This window comes from Trinickia sp. NRRL B-1857 (genome assembly GCF_050470685.1).
In the GTDB taxonomy this organism is placed as follows: Bacteria; Pseudomonadota; Gammaproteobacteria; order Burkholderiales; family Burkholderiaceae; genus Trinickia.
Genome location: NZ_JBFLUK010000001.1, coordinates 3691070 through 3706960, shown reverse-complemented (window position 1 = coordinate 3706960; position 15891 = coordinate 3691070). Strand labels below are relative to the sequence as shown.

Genomic DNA, 15891 nt, shown 5'->3' with positions numbered 1-15891 from the left:
GAGTTGCCGACGTACTCGACCCACCCCCGCAACGTTAGCTTCGAGGAGACCACAATGGATCACGATGACGACCGCGACGAACATGCGGCGATTAAGCGCCGCCGGTTTCTCAAATGCATGGCTTGGGCCGGTGCCGGCACGCTTTGGACGATGCATGCCGGCGTCTTGCAAGCACGTGCGCTAGGCAGCGAGACGGACGCGCAGTCCGCGGCCGACGCACTCAAAAGCGCCACCTTCAGCTTCGTGCAAGTCAGCGATTCGCATATCGGCTTCACCAAAGCACCGAACCCCGACGTCATCGGCACCTTCAAAGCCGCGCTCGCGCGAATCGACGCGCAGCGCGTACAGCCGGATTTCCTCGTTCACACGGGCGATCTCACCCATCTGTCGCGCCCCGACGAATTCGATACGGTGGACCAGCTCGTGCGCGGCTCCAATTCGCGCCGCGCGTTCTTCGTCCCGGGCGAGCACGACGTCATAGGCGATAACGGCCGCGCATTCTTCCAGCGCTTCGGCGAAAAACAAACCGAGGGCGGCTGGTACAGCTTCGATCATCGCGGCGTGCACTTCGTCGCGCTCGTGAACGTGCTCAACCTCAAAGCCGGCGGACTCGGCTCGCTCGGATCCGATCAACTCGCTTGGCTCAAGCAGGACTTGGCATCGCAATCGTCGGAGACGCCGATAGTCGTCTTCGCGCATATGCCGCTGTGGTCGCTCTACCCTGCGTGGGGCTGGGGCACCGACGACGCGGGCGACGCGCTCACCATGCTGCGCCGCTTCGGCTCGGTCACTGTCCTGAACGGACACATCCATCAAATCCAACAAAAGGTGGAAGGCAATGTCACCTTCTATACCGCGCGCTCGACCGCCTATCCGCAGCCCGCACCGGGTGTGGGCCCTGGGCCCGGTCCGCTCAAGGACGTACCGCCCGGCCAGCTCGCATCGTATCTGGGCGTGCGCGAAGTGCGTCATGTCCAGGCGGGACGTACCTTGGCGTTGACCGACGAGGTGCTGTCATGAAGACGTTCGCACCGCGTCGCCGCTCGCTCTTGCGCGCACTCGCCTGCGCGCCGATCGCCGCGCTTGCGGCAACCGCGCTTGTTCATCCCGTGGCAGCACTCGCCGCGTCGAACGGTACAGGCGACGCATCGGGCAAAAACGGCGCGACCTATCGGATCGAGATTCACGACTTCGCATTCACGCCCAAGGAGTTGACGGTGCCGGCCGGCGCACGCATCGTTTGGGTCAATCGCGACGACGAACCGCATACCGTCGTCAGCGCGGCTGGCGCGTTCAAGCCGTCGCAGGCGCTCGATACGGACGACTCCTTCACGACCGTCCTCGACAAACCGGGCACTTACGCCTATTTTTGCGGCATCCATCCGATGATGGTCGGCAAGATCGTCGTGCGGTGATGCCATGATGCCCAGAGCTCCGAACGCAGCCCGCGTCCGGCGTGCCTCGGCGCGGTGGGCGGCGGCCGACGCCGCCCCGGCTCCCGCTCCCGCCGGGACCGCTTGCGATCGCGGACTCGATACGCCCGGGAATAAACTCGACGCATCGTCGGTATCGCAGCGGTCAACCATGGAGGCGACCCCGGTGGCCGAAACCGAAAAACGCGCCAACGCCGCACCGGCGCCGCATGCCGCGCCAAGCGAGGCCGAGTTGAGCCGCCGCTTTCAGCAACTGGCGCTGCCGCATCTCGATGCGGCGTATAACCTCGCGCGTTGGCTCAGCGGCAACGCGGGCGATGCGGACGACATCGTTCAGGAAGCGTTCATACGCGCGTTTCGGTTCTTCGGCTCGTTCCGCGGCGACAACGCCCGGCCGTGGCTACTCGCCATCGTCCGCCGCACTTGGTACACCGAATGGCGTCGACGCGCGAACAGCCTCGAGCTCGCCCCGTTCGACGACGATCTCGACGAAACCAGCATCTTCGACGAAACGTCGTCGGCCTTTGCCGACCCGCAAACACTAATGTTGCAAGGCGAGCACGCGCGGCTCGTGCATGAGGCATTGGAAAAGTTGCCCGTCGAATTTCGCGAGGTGCTGATCTTGCGCGAGTTGGAGGACATGAGCTACCGCGACATTGCGGCCATCGCCGATTTGCCGATCGGCACGGTGATGTCGCGCCTCGCACGCGGACGGCACAAGCTGGCCGCATTGCTCGCACCGTTGCGCGACGAGGGCCGCGCCGGTGCGCACACGACCACCAAGGAGAGCCCTGATGGACTGCAATGAAGCTCGCCCGCTCCTCGGTGCCGCGATCGATCGCGAACTGTCGGCCGCCGAGGCGCTACGTATCGAGACTCATCTGGCGCAGTGCGCGCGGTGCCGGCGCGAAACGCAAATGCTGCGAGCGGTCAGCGACGCGACTCGAGCCGCCGAATACTATCGCGCGCCCAATGCACTGCGCGAGCGCATCCTCGCCGCGTTGCCGAACGTCGAGTCTGCCCCGGCGTTTGCGGCAGACGAAGCAAGCCTGGACCATGCCGCGCCGGAAGCGGCGACAACACCGAGCCGCCCCGCGCCCATCGCGCCGACGCGCGATAAGCCTCGCGGGCGTGGCGTACTGGGATGGGCGTGGCCCGCATGGCGCCCCCCTCGGGGCGCGCCGATGAGGCCCGGGACGAGCGGCGGAGCCACCGCAATCGCCTGGCCCACGGGCCTTGCCGCTGCCGCGGTCGCGCTGGTGCTCGCCACTGGGGTCGCGCTGGTCATGCACCGGCCCAATAGCGCGGGCACGATAATGGTCGACGAACTCGTCGCAAGCCATGTTCGCGCGCAGCTATCGGGACACGACATCGACGTGGTTTCGTCGGATCAGCACACCGTCAAGCCGTGGTTCAACGGCCGGATCGACTACGCGCCGCCGGTCGAAGACCTTGCCGACGAAGGATTCGCACTGACGGGCGGCCGCCTCGACTACATCGGCCACCATCGAGTCGCAGTGCTCGTCTACCGCTATCGCAAGCACATCATCGACGTGTACGTCATGCCGGAAACGGCAGCGGCAGCGCGAGCGGCATCGGCCGGTTTGACGAGCGACGGCTACGCCCTCGCGAATTGGCGCGATCAAGGGATGTCGTGGTGGGCCGTCAGCGACGCCGAACCCGCCGTGCTCCAGCGGTTGCGCGAAACGCTGACGGCACGCTTGAATCGGCCGCCGTCTGCGCAGCCGAATCCCGGATAAGCATGGCGCCGGCCCTCAATATGCCGCGCTCGTATCGGTGCGCGGCGTGAGGGTATCGATGAGCTTCAGCAAGCGCGCCGGATCGAGCGGCTTGACGAAGTGGTGATGGAAGCCGGCCGCGCGGCTACGCTGGCGGTCGGCATCTTGGCCGTATCCGGTCAAGGCGATAAACAGGCAATCGCGGCTCGCGTGCTCCGCGCGCAACCGGCGCACGAGTTCGTAGCCGTCCATGCCCGGCAATCCGATATCGACGACGGCCAGCTCGGGCGCAAAGCGCGGCACGAGCCGCAACGCCGATACCGGATCGTAGACGGCCTCGACTCGGTGTCCGCACTCACGCAAGAGCTCCGCGAGCGCCTGCACGCCGTCGACGTTATCGTCCACGAGCAACACGCGCCGCCCGGCAATCTCGGGCTGTGCGACCCATTCGCACCCCGTATGGAGGGCACGGACCTCGGCGCGGTTTGAGGGGCCGCCGGGATCGTTTGCCGAAGTCTCGTCCGTCAGGCATAGCGAGCCGGGGGCACCCGCGGCGTTTGCCACGGCCCGACGCCCGCCCGGCACGCGAATCACAAAGGTGCTACCGAGCCCCGCTCCATCGCTCGTCGCATGGACGCTACCGCCATGCATTTCGACAAGGTTCTTCACCAGGGCCAAGCCGATCCCGAGGCCTCCTTCGGCACGATCGAGATTGCGTTTGCCCTGGAAGAACAAATCGAACACCCGGGGCAAGACGTCAGGGGCCAGACCCACGCCGTTGTCGCGAACGCTCACCCCGATCATCCCGCTGCGCTCGCGCTTGGCCGCCACTTCGATATGACCGCCCGGCGCGGTGTAGCGCGCCGCATTCGTGAGCAGATTGGACACGACTTGAGCGAGCCGCGTCGCATCGGCATTCCAGACGAGATCTGGATCGACTTCGAGCGTCAGTCGATGCCCGCGCCGCTCGATCAGAAAGCTCGCCATTTCGACGGCGTTCGTCAGGACATCGGCCACGCGCACCGTCTGCTTTTTCAGTTCGATCTTGCCGCGCGTGATACGCGAGATGTCGAGCAGGTCGTCGACGAGCCGCACGAGGTGATCGACTTGCCGCGCGATGATGTTCTGTTCGCGGACCGTACCGCCTTCGGTACGCATGCGCATCAACCGCAACGCGGTCACGATCGGCGACAGCGGATTGCGAAGCTCGTGGCCGAGCATCGCCAAAAATTCGTCTTTGGCTCGGCTCGCCTCGCGCAACTCGGCCACGAGGCGTTCACGCTCGGCATGCGATTTCTCGAAACGCGCCCGGGTCCGCACCTGCTCGGTAACCTCGACGGCCACCGCGATGACGCCTTCCACCGTGTCTCCGTCCAAGCGCAACGGTTCGAAATGGAACGTAAAGTAGCGCGGCTCGAACGCGCCGTCGGGACGCGTCATGTCGATACGAAAGTCCTCGCGCACACGATGCTCGCCGCGTTCGAGCACCGCGCCCAACAGTGCGCCGATTTCCCCGCCGTGTTGGCTTTTGGGGAACACATCGGCATAACGGCGGCCCGCCAATTCGACATAACCCGCCAACTCGCGAAAACGTCTATTCGCCAGTTCGAAGACATGCGTCGGCCCGCTCAGCAACGCGGCCGCAACGGGCGCATTCATGAACAAGGCGTCGCGCTGACGCTCGGCCGCTTGACGTTTGATCCGGTCGGTCGCGTCGCGCGTGAAGCCGCGCGTATAGAGCAGCTTGCCGTTATCGAACATCGCATTGGCATGCAGCAGAACGTGCTTGATGCTGCCGTCGCGGCAGCGTAGCCGGACGAGTTCGTCTCGTATCGTCTCGCCGGCCGCCAGTTTCTCCAGAATGGTCTCGATCGCCGTTCGCTCCGCGTAGAACTCGGAGATGTGGTGCCCGACGTACTCGTCGCGGTCGTAGCCGAGCAGATCGAGTTCGGCCGAGTTGGCCCAGACGATCGTGCCGTCGCCCGCAATGCGATGCAGACCTTCCGCTGCGTTTTCGACGAAATCGGCCAACTCGCGCTCGCGCTGCACGAGCGCCGCCTCCGCTTGTGCACGCCGCTCGACTTCGCGCTCGAGCGCCATCGCCTTCTGCCGCCACAACGCGACGAGCCGGTGCGCCTGCGTCTCGTCCGTGCCTGTCAGCAATTCGCTCGGCAAAACGTGGGTATGCGCGGCGCATACGTGTTCGAATAAGGCGCTTTGTTCGGCGCCCGCAAAAAGCGCCTGCGAATAGGCGCAAAAGAGCGTGAACGTATAGCGGCCGGCGAGCGCGTTCCACAGCCCCTCTAGACGCAGCGCCGCTTCGTATTCGCCGCGCTCGCAAAGCAGCCCCACCATCTCGCCGAATGCGTGGACCGGGCCTCCGCCCGATTGCGCGGCGTGAGCCACCACGGCGCCGACCGACGACAAGAAACGATCCTCGTCGGGCCAGCCGTCGACCATGAAGCGCGAGAGCGTGAGCTCGGCATCGAGCATGACGAGCCGCCCGGAATGCTGCGCCGCCGCGCTATCGGCGCGCCCAAACCCACGCAGCCGCGCTGCCAGCGCGGCCAAATTCTCCGACTTGGCTATCGCGATCGCATGCCCGTCAAGGCGTAGCGCACGATCGGCAAACTCGGCCACTTCGTCGACTAGCGACGACTGAGCCTCGTAGAAGCGAACGAAGTGGCCGTCAACATGACCGTGCGAATAAGAAGAATGTCCGGCTACCGCCATAAACGCGATTCCTCGCGGCGCCATGGCCGCGCGTTCGGGGGAATGAAATCCCGCCCGGGTAAGAGCGGAGACATTTCGTCCGATGATAGGCCGCAGGCGCGGCCCCTACGATCCGGGGCAGCAAGCTTCGGACCCAAGGAAGCGCGTATGAGGATGAGCGGCCGTGCTCGTCCTATCGTTCAACGGGCACAGGCGAGTGTCGCCGCGATGCGATCGGCCAATCGTCCTAGCACTCGGCTCAGCGCATCGGCGATCTCGGGCGACGCCGCGGACGGCATCGGCTCGCTCAGCGACACTTCCTGCGTCATCACCGCTGCGGCCGGTTCGCCGGCGGTCAATGTCCAACTGCCCTCGAACGTCATCCGGCCGTTCGCGTTCGCGCGCAAGTCGAGCACGGTCACGACAATGCCGCGCGCCCCGGGGGGCGCGGGGGCACCCGGTAAAACAAACGAGCCGGGCGGCAATCGCGTCAGCAAATCTTGCGCGAGCGTATGCCGGATCATCGGCGCGAGCGGCGCACCCCAATGGTCGTTCTCGCGAATGGCGAGCTGATATCGCGCATCCTGCGCGACGATTTCGGGCCGGTCGAGCGCGGCCGGCACGCGCACGGCACCCAATTGAACGGGGGGCATGCTCGATGCGGCAACCGGCGCGGCGGGCGCCACTGCATCGAGCGAGAAATATCGTGTAGGCGGACTGCTGCCGCAAGCGGCCAGCGCCGCCGCGCAAATAGCCGCGATCGTCGTTCTCGGCGTCATTGTCCTTTCCCTCCCTTACCGCGCACGAGCGCCTCGGGATGCCGATCGAGATATTCCGCGAGCGCGCGCACGGAGCGCGCCATGTCCGTCAACTCGCGCAAAGCCTCGGGAAAATCGTTTTGCCGCATCGGATCGCCTCCGATCGTCCGATTCGCCGCCGCTACCGCGCTATCCGCTTCGCGCGCGGTCTGCCGCAATTGCGTCACGAGCGGTCCGATCTGCGGCGACACCTCGTTCAACGTGCGATCCACCTGCGCCACCGACCGGTCGAGGTGATTCAAGCTATCGGCGAGCTGCGGCGAAGACGATAGGGCCCGGATCTGCGCGGTGATATGGCGAATGTCGTCGCCCGTTTGCTCGATCGGCAAAGCGTCGATCTTCGTCATGACCCGATCGGCCTTCGACATGATGTCGTCGGTCTTCGCCAGGATTGCGTCGATATCGCCCGAGGACGCACTCGGGATCTGCATTTCGCCGTCGCGGGCGGCCAGCGTCGCGCTCGGCGCGCCCTGCACGAAATCCAGCGCGACCACGTGCGACCCCACGAGCGGCGGATCTTGCGTTAGGCGCGCGCGCAGTCCGGTGGCGATCAAACGCCGCAGCATGTCGTCGACGATGGGACGCCAGTTGCCGTCGGCCGGCTTGATGCCGTCGGGCAACCCGAGTTGGGTCGGATCGAGCGCGATCTCCACAGGCGTGTCGAGCGTGCCCGTGCGCGCGTCGTAATGCAGCGCGACATGATCGACCTCGCCGACGCGGAAGCCGCGCAGCCGGACGGCCGCCCCCTGATCGAGCTGGCCCACGGCACCGGGAAACCGGACGACGTACTTCACGGCCGCCGCGCCGAGCGCGTAGCGACGATCGGCCCCCTGAAATCGCCGCGTCGATGCGCCCTGCCCCGGCTCCATGACGATCTCGGGCCCACCGACCAAGGCCTTGGCCGACGACGGATCGCTGAAATCGAACTGCGCGCCCTCGACCCAAAAGCGCGTCCCCGAACGCAAGTAAGGCTTGGCGCTGCGGCGAATTTCCGCCGTGACGTCGACATGGCGGCCGTCGGGGTCGAGCGCGACATCTCTCACCTCCCCAACTTTGACGCCGTGCAGCGACACCTCCGTGTCGTCCGCCTTCATGCCGTAGGCATTGTCGAACACGATCGTCACGTCTTCTCCGCCGCGCACGAGCGCGCGGATGCCGAGCCAGCCCGCCACGCCGATCGCCGCAATCGGCACGGCCCAAATCCATCCCGGCCAGCGGGTGCGCCGCAGATCGGCCGCCTCGGTGCGCTTCACGACGGGCTCGTTCACGTGCGCCTCGCTTGAGCGGCATCCCAGATGAGGCGCGGGTCGAACGCACGCGAAGCCGCCATCGTCAGAACGACCACGAGGGCAAATGCCGTGGCGCCGTCCGCCGGGCGGGCGTCGGCCAAGCCGTCGAAACGGATCAGCGGGACGAAAGCGGCGATCGTGAAGACGTCGACGTTCGACCAGCGCCCCAACTCGTCGATGAGCCGGTACAGGAATGTCTTCGTCCGCAAGTGCCGGTCGGATCGGCGCAGCACCGAGGCGACAAGCCATGCCATTCCCGCCAGCTTCATGAACGGAATGGCGATGCTCGTGCCGAAGATCAGGATGCCTAGCGGCCAAAGCCCCGCCTCGAACAGCTCGGAGACACCGTCGATGATCCGATGCGAGACGTCATGACCGAGTTGATGCGAGATCGTCATCGGATAAAAGTTCGCGGGAAACGCGAGGACGAACGCAGCCACGCTGAGCGCCGTCGCCCGCGCAAGCGCATCGGGCTTGCGCTTGCGCAACTTGAGCGCGCATCGCGGACACGGCCGCCCTGCGTGCTCCACCGGCGCGACGCGATCGCACGCCGTGCACGAGAGCACGCGCTCGCCGGGCACGACTTGCCGCTCCGGCGCGATCGCGCGCCAGACCGTGCGGCGATCGAGCGTCGCACGCGTGAGCATCGACATGAAGGCGGCCGCGACGAAGCAGTAGCCGCCCGCATCGATCGAGCCCGTGAGCTCCTGCGTGACGCGCGTATAACCGACGAAGCAACCGATCAAATAGACGTCGGGCATGGCCCAGGCATCGAGCCACAACGCCCAGCGATAACAGCGACCGAGCCAGCGCGGGCGCCAACCCCAAAGTACGGTCGCCAACACGGCCGACAGCGCAGCAAAACGGACCAGCGGCAGCACGATTCCCGTCAAACCCAAGACGATGGCCAACAACTCGAAGTGCTGGTGCCACATGACGACGATGCCCGAACCGAGTTCGGCCGAACGCTCGGCGCCGAGCATATGCACGGTCATCAACGGCGACAGATTGCCCGGCAGCAATAAGACGAACGTCGTTAGCGAGCAGGCCAAGGCCGCCGCGACCGAGCGGCCGCTGGCGCGCTCGAGCGGATAGTGACAAACGCGGCAACGCGCGAGCGCACGCCTGGCCAGCGCCGACGTATCGGCAAGCGCACCGCATTCGGGGCAGCCGATCGTCATGCCGTCTCGGGCGCCGAGCGGCGCCGCGCCGAAAGAAACCGCCGGAAACTACCCATCATCATGCAGGCCCGCCTCGTCAGTACGCGTTACCCCTAAAACGGGGACATAGGACAAATCCAGGTAAGCACGCCGCGTACCCGACGGCCGCCGGCAACTGTCATCCAGAAGACAACCTCCGCACTTGCACGCGCCTACACTGCGCCGCAGCGGTTGGCGAAGGCCGCGTCGCCATAGGTGCCGAGAGGCGCGCCAAGCGGCGATGCCGGTATTTTCGTTCCGCACCTACGTACGAGAAGAGACGGAGACGGAGACAGCGATGCGATACCCGAATAAAGTCAAATCGATCGACGACGCGCTCGAGCCGCTGCGCTCGGGCATGCGCCTCATGCTCGGCGAGTTCGTCGGCGCCGGCGAGGCGGCCTGCTGTATCGAAGCGCTGCTGGCAAGCGGCATCGCCGATCTCACGCTGATCGCCAATACGCCGGGATTGCGCGGCGGCTTTTTGAAGGCGCAACTGTTCACGTCGGGGCAGCTCAGCGAGTTCATCGGCACGCATGTCGGCACCACGGACGAATCGACCGCGGCCTACTTGGCCGATGCCATACGCGTCGCCGAGTTCTTTCCGATGGGAACATGGGCGGAAAAAGTCCGCGCCGGCGCGATGGGCCTAGGCGGCGTGCTCATTCCCGTGGGGATCGGCATCCTCGACCAACCAGGCGTTTTCCCGGCACGTTCCGCGCCAAAAGAAAAAATCGAGCTCGACGGCCAAGCATTCTTCATCGAGCGTCCGTTGACGGCCGACGTATCGATCATCAAAGGCTGGCGGGCCGATACGTTCGGCAACGTGGAGTTTCGCGGCACGTCGCTGCAAAACCAGCGCGATATCGCGATGGCGGGCCGCTATACCGTCGTCGAAGTCAATGAAATCGTCGATGTCGGCACGATTGCACCCGAACGCGTGGGCTGCCCGGGCGTATTCGTCGACGCCGTCGTGCAAGGCCTCACGCTTAACGCACAGCACGCGCTCTATCAGGCGCAATGGGCCAAACTCGGGCGCCTGCCGCGAGATGCCGACGCAACCGAGCCGGCCTAGCCGCCCTCGACCTCCTACCTCTCTTCGAACGGCGCGATTCGCCAACGAGCCCGAACGCGTCCAACGCCTTGGAGCAGACATCATGCTGAGCCCCGCCCCCCTCGCATCGGCGAAACATCGCATCGCCGCCCGCTGCGCGCAGGAATTGCATGCGGGCGAAGTCGTCAATCTCGGCCTCGGCATTCCGACGCTGACGGCGCACTATCTCGACCCCGACGCCGGCGTCATCCTGCACACCGAAAACGGTGCATTCGGCTTCGCCGGGGCCGCCAAGCTTGCCGACGTCGATAGCGACATGACGAATGCCGGCACGGAGCCGATCGTGCTGCCGCCCGGCGCCGCGCTGATGGATTTGGCGACCTCGCTCGGCGCGATGCGCAACGGCTATCTCGACGTGACGATCCTCGGCGCGTTGCAAGTCGATGCGCTCGGCAATCTCGCCAATTGGGCCTGCGAGCGCAACGGCAAATGGTGGCCCGGCATCGGCGGCGCGATGGACTTGTGCCACGGCACGCCCAAAGTCATCGCAGCGCTTGCGCACACGGACAAACACGGCCGCTCCAAGATCCTGCCCCGCTGTACGCTGCCGCTGACCGGCCGCGGCTGCGTCAAGATCATCGTGACCGAACACGCCGTGTTCGACGTCGCCGAAAGCGGACTCATGCTGCGCGAAATCATTTCGCATGCGACACTCGACGACGTGCGCGCAATGACGGCCGCACCGTTCGCCGTTTCGCCCGAGCTGCGCACCGTGGCGGCCTGACCGCTGTCGGTCCATCCGCCCATCACCGATTCGTGAGGATTTCATCGATGTCTACGCCAGCGCTCGGGCGCACCGCCGAATGGTTCTTCGATTTCGTCTCGCCGTTCGCGTATTTGCAAATCGAGCAGTTCGAGACGCTCCCCGCCACGTTGACCGTCGAGCCAAAGCCGATCGTGCTCGGCGCGCTGTTGAATCACTGGGGCCAAAAAGGTCCGGCGGAAATCGCGGCCAAGCGCGTATTCACCTATCGGCAAGCGCTTTATCGCGCGCAGCGGCTCGGGATCGAATATCGAATGCCGCCCGCGCATCCGTTCAATCCGATCAAAGCGCTGCGGCTGGCGATTGCGATGGGCGGCTCCCTCGAGGTGATCCGCGGCATCTTCCGCCACATTTGGCGCGACGGCCGAGACGTCGCTTCGCCGGAAGGGTTCGCGGCGCTGTGCGAGGCGATGGGTTTTCCCGAAGGCGTGCAGGCCGTCGAGGCGCCGAGCGTCAAGGAAACGCTCAGGCGCAATACCGAGCGAGCGATCTCGCTCGACGTCTTCGGGGTGCCGACCTTTGCCTTGGATGGTGACTTGTTTTGGGGAGAAGACGCTACGGCGCTGTTCGTCGAGTGCGTCGGATCGAACGCCTGGCTCGAATCGCCCGAGGCACGGCGCGTGAGCCAGTTGCCCATCGGTGTGCAGCGCGGCTCATCGGCCGCCGTGCCAAGCGTGGACCGATGACGTCGCGCCGCACCGATTGCGACGCTAACGACGGCCGCCCGGGTATCGGCCGCGCAAGGCTCGCGCATATCGCGGCGTGGTCGATCGATTTGCCCGAGGACGAAGCCGAGCGGGCCTGCGCGGGCATCGTCGAGAGAACGTTCGCGCGCGGCGCTTGCATCTGCCCGAAAAACACCGTGCTCGAGAGCTGGACCGGGGTGGTCGCCGGTCTTGTGAAAGTCGGCACCGTCTCGCGCGAAGGACGCAGCGTCACCTTCACGGGCGTACCGGCCGGCGGCTGGTTCGGCGAAGGCACCGTACTGAAGAACGAGCCGCGACGCTATGACATCGTCGCGCTGCGCAACACGCGCATGGCCTTCATGGACCGCGCGACGTTCATGTGGCTCGTCGAGCACAGCGTCGTATTCAATCGCTTCCTCGTACGCCAATTGAACGAGCGCCTCGGCCACTTCATGGCGCTACTCGAGTACGACCGGATGCTCGACGCGACGCCGCGTCTGGCACGCTGCGTCGCATCCCTTTTCAATCCTGTCCTCTATCCGGGCGGCGGCGACCACTTGGAGATCACCCAGGAAGAATTGGGCTTGCTGTCGGGCATCACGCGCCAAGTCGCGAATCAATCGCTAAAGGCGCTACAGCGCGACGGTGTCGTCCGGCTCGAATATGGCGGCATCACCGTCGTCGACCTTGAACGGTTGCGCAACTACGGCGCCTAAGCGCCGTCGTTGCCGCTCCTCGTCAATCCAGCGCCCAATGGCCGCGGATCCACTCCCAGCGCGCATGGCGCCAAACGTAGTGGCCCTTCACCCAGTAATAGCCCGGCGCAGGCGCCGCCGGCGCGACCTCGACGAGCGGCTCGGGCCGAGGCGGCCGTGCGGGCTCGACGACACAGGCCGACAGCGAGACGGCCGCGACCGATGCAACGAGTACCAACGACGCACGTGGGCGAAGGAACGCAAAACGAATCGTCATGTAACACATCTCCAAACGCGCGAAACCACGCGATACAACGGGTTGAAAAAAACGAATGCCCTCACCGGCCGTTAGGCGGTGACGAGTCCGGTCACCGGCCGCGCGCCCTTCGCCTCCGGGAAAAGCGTCGCTGCCGTGCGATGCGGATCGAGACCGAACGTCTCGCTCGCGGCGCCGGCGATGAGGTCGTCGAGCGAGAGCGTCGGGCGCAGGTCGCGCCCTTGGTAGAGATCGGCGGGACGCAATCCGGGCCAATCGGCCAGCACGCGTCCGCCGCGCACCGCGCCGCCCATGAGCATCGCCGCGGTGCCGGTGCCGTGATCGGTGCCGCCCGTGCCGTTGACCGCCGCGGTCCGGCCGAACTCCGTCGCCACGACGATCGTCGTCTTGTCCCACGCCGGGCCGAGGCCGTCGCACAAGGCGCCTAGCATTACGTCGAGCGCTTTGAGTTGCGCTTTCAAGCGCGGGTCTTGCCCGCTATGCGTATCCCAGCCGAGCGTCTCGATCATCGCGATGCGAGGGCCGTCGGGCCGTGCGAGAAAGCTGGCCGCGACTTTGCCGATGCCGGCGGCATCGCCGCGCGCGCGTTCGCCGCCCGCCATGTCGCGGGCCGCCATCGCGGATTGCCATAACGGACCCAATTGCGCATCGTGCTCGTAGAGGGCCCCCACGCGCATGAGCAAGTCGTCCGATGCGTTCGGCAATGCCGACGGCGCATACGACGCCACGTCGAGCTTGCCGCGCAACGCGAGCGGGACAGTAGGCGCAAATGCGATCGCTTGCGCGCGGCTCGGGCCGACGAGCGCGACGAGCCGGTTCAACCAACCGTCGCGCAGGCTATAAGGCGCGTTGCCGCCGGTCTCCAACACGTTTTGTCCATCGAAATGCGAGCGGTCGCGGTAGGGCGTGGCGACCGCGTGAACGAACATAGCCTGCTTTTGGGCATAGAACTGGGCGGTGCGCTGGAGCGAAGGATGCAGTGCGAAGGTCCCATCGAGCCGCGTCGCGCTCGACGCGTCGACGGCGATCGGACCGCGCAACGTCGCATAAGCCGGCTCGGCGTACGGCACGACGATATGCAAACCGTCGGCGGCCCCGCGCTGGATGATGAACACGAAACGGCGATCCGATTGAACGCTCGCGAACACCATCCGCGGCGCGACGAGCAGCGCGCCGGCACCCGCGGCCGTGGCGCTAAGAAATTGACGGCGAGACATCATCGCTCATCTCCGTTGGAAATCGGGTGACACGAGTAGCAGCGCGAGTGCGGTCTGAGCGCTTTCGGCGCGCGCGATCGCGAGCGCCGTGGCCGGATCGAGCGAGTCCGCGAACAGTTTCGGAGCAAGCACTCGTGCATCGACACGGTCGCCGAGGCGCGCCGCAATGCGCTGCGCGAGTTCCACGCGCCGCATCAGCGCATCGGGTGCGGCCCAACTGGCGGCAATGTCGTCGTAGCCGGCCGGGGAACCGGGGCGCCAAACCGGTTGCCCGAGCTGGGTCAAGATCGGTGCTGCCTTCGCACCGCCGATCTCGTTCGCGCCGAGACCGCGCAGCGTGGACAGCGTCCAGTCCCACGGCGTTTTGAATTTGACGGGCCGGCTCGCCCACGGCTCGGGCGAGGCGACGAGCGCCCGGTAGACGGTGGGTAAATCGCCTCCGCTGGATGAGAATGCCTGCGCCAATCGCCCGACGAGCGCGGCGCTCGGGTTATCGCCGGCGAAATGCCGCGCGAGTTTGGTGGCGATGTGCTTGGACGTGGCCGGCGCCGCCGCGAGGTCGTGCAGTACCGCTCGCGCTTGGGCCTCGCCGTCTTGCGCGTAGGTGCGGCCGATGATCGTGCGTTCGCCGGGCTCGTGCATCGGCTCGCGAAAAACGAAGCTGCCGGGCGCGCCGCCGACACCCTTGGGGCCCACGATGCTCCAGCCCGTCAAGGCGCGCGCGAACTCGGTTACGTCGCTTTGCGTATAGCCCGTGCGTACGCCGAGCGTATGCAGCTCCATGATTTCGCGTGCGAGATTTTCATTCAGCCCACGCTTCGCCCCTTTCGCCTCCGCGCGCATCGCCGCGCGGCTGTCGGGTCCGACCGAGTTCGCCTGGTCGAGAAACACCTGCATGGCCGGGTGCCGTTCGACGGCGAGCAGCATATCCTCGAAGCGGCCCAAGACGTGCGGGCGAATCGCCTCCGTCTCGAAGTCGCCCGCGAGCGCGGCCACTTGCGGCTTCTCCGTCGAAATCGCGAAGTGATTACTCCAGAAATGGACGAGCCGTTCGACGAAGGGGGTATCGGTCGCCAGCGCGCTTTGCACGCGTGCGTCGACGGCATCGCGATAGGTGTCGCGCACCTCTTCGCGCAACATTTTCCTGGCCGCGAGCTTGGCGTCTTGATCGGCACCGCTCGCCACCTGCTGACGCGCCGCGCCGAGTTCCTGCGCGACGGACTCGGAGTCCGGCTGTCGCGCCCACGCGGCAGGCTTCGGATCGTATCGATCGAATTGGGCAAGCAGCCACGCCTTGGCGTCGGGCGGCGGCGGCTCTTCGGCGCGCGCGCCGAGGCCGAAGCGGTTCAGCGCAATGGCCGCCTCGCTCAGATGCGGTGAATCGGTCATGTTCCCCTCGTTGGGTATCGATTTGGCATCGGTACGCTGATTAAACGCAGCGCCGCTCCATCACCCGTCGCAGCGAGGGAAAAATTTTCGCGAAACGGCGACTTACCCGCGCGCCGCCGCTCGCGCGTCATCCCGCGCTCGTGGGTCTCACCCGCACCGCCGTGCCGTAACAGAGGACTTCGGTCACGCCCGCGGCAATCTCAGTGGCATCGTAATGCATGGCGATGACGGCGTTCGCGCCGAGTTCCGCCGCGTGTTCGACCATGTGCTCGTAGGCATCGGACCGCGCCCGTTCGCAGAGCGACGTATAGAGCGAAATGTTGCCCCCGAAGAGCGTCTGCAACGATGCGCCGACGGCACCGATCACGGAGCGCGAGCGCACGACGATGCCGCGTACGACACCGAGCGAGCGTTCGATCCGGCAACCGGGCACCTCGAGCGCCGTCGTGACGTACTCGCGCGCGATGCGCTGCGAGCGGTGCGAAGACGAAAGCGAATCGTTCATGTTGCTTGTTCTCCTTTTTTCCGGCCGCCGTTTCGCCCGGCGCGCCATGGTGCGA

General features: G+C 66.0%; 16 protein-coding genes. 8 read left to right on the top strand and 8 right to left on the bottom strand.

Annotated elements, in window-relative coordinates:
* The first annotated feature begins 54 nt into the window (after positions 1 to 54).
* The 4 genes from AB1286_RS16530 (at position 55) to AB1286_RS16515 (ending at position 3193) form a co-directional block, all read left to right on the top strand.
* Positions 55 to 1020, top strand: a complete 966-nt coding sequence (locus AB1286_RS16530; RefSeq protein ID WP_430364278.1) for a metallophosphoesterase family protein — start codon at positions 55 to 57, stop codon at positions 1018 to 1020.
* Entirely contained in the window at positions 1017 to 1415 is a 399-nt protein-coding gene (locus tag AB1286_RS16525; protein ID WP_430364277.1) for a cupredoxin domain-containing protein, read from the top strand. The genes AB1286_RS16530 and AB1286_RS16525 overlap by 4 nt, the downstream gene beginning before the upstream one ends.
* Positions 1416 to 1599: 184 nt before the next feature.
* Positions 1600 to 2241: an RNA polymerase sigma factor gene (locus tag AB1286_RS16520; protein WP_430364276.1), complete on the top strand. Its 642-nt coding sequence runs from the start codon at positions 1600 to 1602 to the stop codon at positions 2239 to 2241.
* A complete protein-coding gene (locus AB1286_RS16515) occupies positions 2228 to 3193 on the top strand; it encodes an anti-sigma factor family protein (protein WP_430364275.1) in 966 nt (321 codons plus the stop codon). The genes AB1286_RS16520 and AB1286_RS16515 overlap by 14 nt, the downstream gene beginning before the upstream one ends.
* A 15-nt stretch (positions 3194 to 3208) precedes the next feature.
* Here the strand turns inward: AB1286_RS16515 and AB1286_RS16510 are convergent, their stop codons facing one another.
* The 4 genes from AB1286_RS16510 to AB1286_RS16495 all read right to left on the bottom strand — a co-directional run bounded on the left by AB1286_RS16510 (position 3209) and on the right by AB1286_RS16495 (position 9172).
* Positions 3209 to 5905: an ATP-binding protein gene (locus AB1286_RS16510; protein WP_430364274.1), complete on the bottom strand. Its 2697-nt coding sequence runs from the start codon at positions 5903 to 5905 to the stop codon at positions 3209 to 3211.
* Between the two features lie 179 nt (positions 5906 to 6084).
* Complete coding sequence (locus AB1286_RS16505) at positions 6085 to 6663, bottom strand: PqiC family protein (protein ID WP_430364273.1); 579 nt, start codon at positions 6661 to 6663, stop codon at positions 6085 to 6087.
* Positions 6660 to 7970, bottom strand: coding sequence for an MlaD family protein (locus AB1286_RS16500; RefSeq protein ID WP_430364272.1), 1311 nt, complete (start codon positions 7968 to 7970; stop codon positions 6660 to 6662). The genes AB1286_RS16505 and AB1286_RS16500 overlap by 4 nt, the downstream gene beginning before the upstream one ends.
* The gene (locus tag AB1286_RS16495; protein WP_430364271.1) at positions 7967 to 9172 is read right to left on the bottom strand and encodes a paraquat-inducible protein A; all 1206 of its coding nucleotides are present in this window, start codon (positions 9170 to 9172) and stop codon (positions 7967 to 7969) included. The genes AB1286_RS16500 and AB1286_RS16495 overlap by 4 nt, the downstream gene beginning before the upstream one ends.
* A gap of 316 nt (positions 9173 to 9488) precedes the next feature.
* Between AB1286_RS16495 and AB1286_RS16490 the strand changes: the two genes are divergently transcribed.
* The 4 genes from AB1286_RS16490 (at position 9489) to AB1286_RS16475 (ending at position 12469) form a co-directional block, all read left to right on the top strand.
* Positions 9489 to 10265 carry a CoA transferase subunit A gene (locus AB1286_RS16490; protein ID WP_430364270.1) on the top strand — a complete coding sequence of 259 codons (777 nt, stop codon included), beginning with the start codon at positions 9489 to 9491 and terminating at the stop codon, positions 10263 to 10265.
* Between the two features lie 82 nt (positions 10266 to 10347).
* On the top strand, positions 10348 to 11028 hold the full coding sequence (locus AB1286_RS16485; RefSeq protein WP_430364269.1) for a CoA-transferase: 681 nt from the start codon (positions 10348 to 10350) through the stop codon (positions 11026 to 11028).
* Positions 11029 to 11075: 47 nt separating this feature from the next.
* Entirely contained in the window at positions 11076 to 11753 is a 678-nt protein-coding gene (locus AB1286_RS16480; RefSeq protein ID WP_430364268.1) for a 2-hydroxychromene-2-carboxylate isomerase, read from the top strand.
* Positions 11750 to 12469 (top strand): Crp/Fnr family transcriptional regulator, encoded by a 720-nt coding sequence (locus AB1286_RS16475; protein WP_430364267.1) that lies wholly within the window; start codon positions 11750 to 11752, stop codon positions 12467 to 12469. The genes AB1286_RS16480 and AB1286_RS16475 overlap by 4 nt, the downstream gene beginning before the upstream one ends.
* Before the next feature lie 22 nt (positions 12470 to 12491).
* Here AB1286_RS16475 and AB1286_RS16470 read toward each other — a convergent pair whose 3' ends face one another.
* From AB1286_RS16470 to AB1286_RS16455, 4 genes are all read right to left on the bottom strand, one after another.
* On the bottom strand, positions 12492 to 12725 hold the full coding sequence (locus AB1286_RS16470; RefSeq protein WP_430364266.1) for a YXWGXW repeat-containing protein: 234 nt from the start codon (positions 12723 to 12725) through the stop codon (positions 12492 to 12494).
* A gap of 71 nt (positions 12726 to 12796) precedes the next feature.
* On the bottom strand, positions 12797 to 13945 hold the full coding sequence (locus tag AB1286_RS16465) for a DUF1501 domain-containing protein (RefSeq protein ID WP_430364265.1): 1149 nt from the start codon (positions 13943 to 13945) through the stop codon (positions 12797 to 12799).
* 3 nt (positions 13946 to 13948) lie between these two features.
* Complete coding sequence (locus AB1286_RS16460) at positions 13949 to 15331, bottom strand: DUF1800 domain-containing protein (protein WP_430364264.1); 1383 nt, start codon at positions 15329 to 15331, stop codon at positions 13949 to 13951.
* A 127-nt stretch (positions 15332 to 15458) separates the two neighbouring features.
* Positions 15459 to 15836 carry a YbjQ family protein gene (locus tag AB1286_RS16455; RefSeq protein WP_430364263.1) on the bottom strand — a complete coding sequence of 126 codons (378 nt, stop codon included), beginning with the start codon at positions 15834 to 15836 and terminating at the stop codon, positions 15459 to 15461.
* Positions 15837 to 15891 lie beyond the last annotated feature (55 nt).

Coding starts and splice junctions, on each gene's coding strand:
- AB1286_RS16530 (WP_430364278.1), top strand. CDS start 55: ATGGATCACGATGACGACCGCGACGAACATGCGGCGATTAAGCGCCGC.
- AB1286_RS16525 (WP_430364277.1), top strand. CDS start 1,017: ATGAAGACGTTCGCACCGCGTCGCCGCTCGCTCTTGCGCGCACTCGCC.
- AB1286_RS16515 (WP_430364275.1), top strand. CDS start 2,228: ATGGACTGCAATGAAGCTCGCCCGCTCCTCGGTGCCGCGATCGATCGC.
- AB1286_RS16510 (WP_430364274.1), bottom strand. CDS start 5,905: ATGGCGGTAGCCGGACATTCTTCTTATTCGCACGGTCATGTTGACGGC.
- AB1286_RS16505 (WP_430364273.1), bottom strand. CDS start 6,663: ATGACGCCGAGAACGACGATCGCGGCTATTTGCGCGGCGGCGCTGGCC.
- AB1286_RS16495 (WP_430364271.1), bottom strand. CDS start 9,172: ATGACGATCGGCTGCCCCGAATGCGGTGCGCTTGCCGATACGTCGGCG.
- AB1286_RS16490 (WP_430364270.1), top strand. CDS start 9,489: ATGCGATACCCGAATAAAGTCAAATCGATCGACGACGCGCTCGAGCCG.
- AB1286_RS16485 (WP_430364269.1), top strand. CDS start 10,348: ATGCTGAGCCCCGCCCCCCTCGCATCGGCGAAACATCGCATCGCCGCC.
- AB1286_RS16480 (WP_430364268.1), top strand. CDS start 11,076: ATGTCTACGCCAGCGCTCGGGCGCACCGCCGAATGGTTCTTCGATTTC.
- AB1286_RS16475 (WP_430364267.1), top strand. CDS start 11,750: ATGACGTCGCGCCGCACCGATTGCGACGCTAACGACGGCCGCCCGGGT.
- AB1286_RS16470 (WP_430364266.1), bottom strand. CDS start 12,725: ATGACGATTCGTTTTGCGTTCCTTCGCCCACGTGCGTCGTTGGTACTC.
- AB1286_RS16465 (WP_430364265.1), bottom strand. CDS start 13,945: ATGATGTCTCGCCGTCAATTTCTTAGCGCCACGGCCGCGGGTGCCGGC.
- AB1286_RS16460 (WP_430364264.1), bottom strand. CDS start 15,331: ATGACCGATTCACCGCATCTGAGCGAGGCGGCCATTGCGCTGAACCGC.
- AB1286_RS16455 (WP_430364263.1), bottom strand. CDS start 15,836: ATGAACGATTCGCTTTCGTCTTCGCACCGCTCGCAGCGCATCGCGCGC.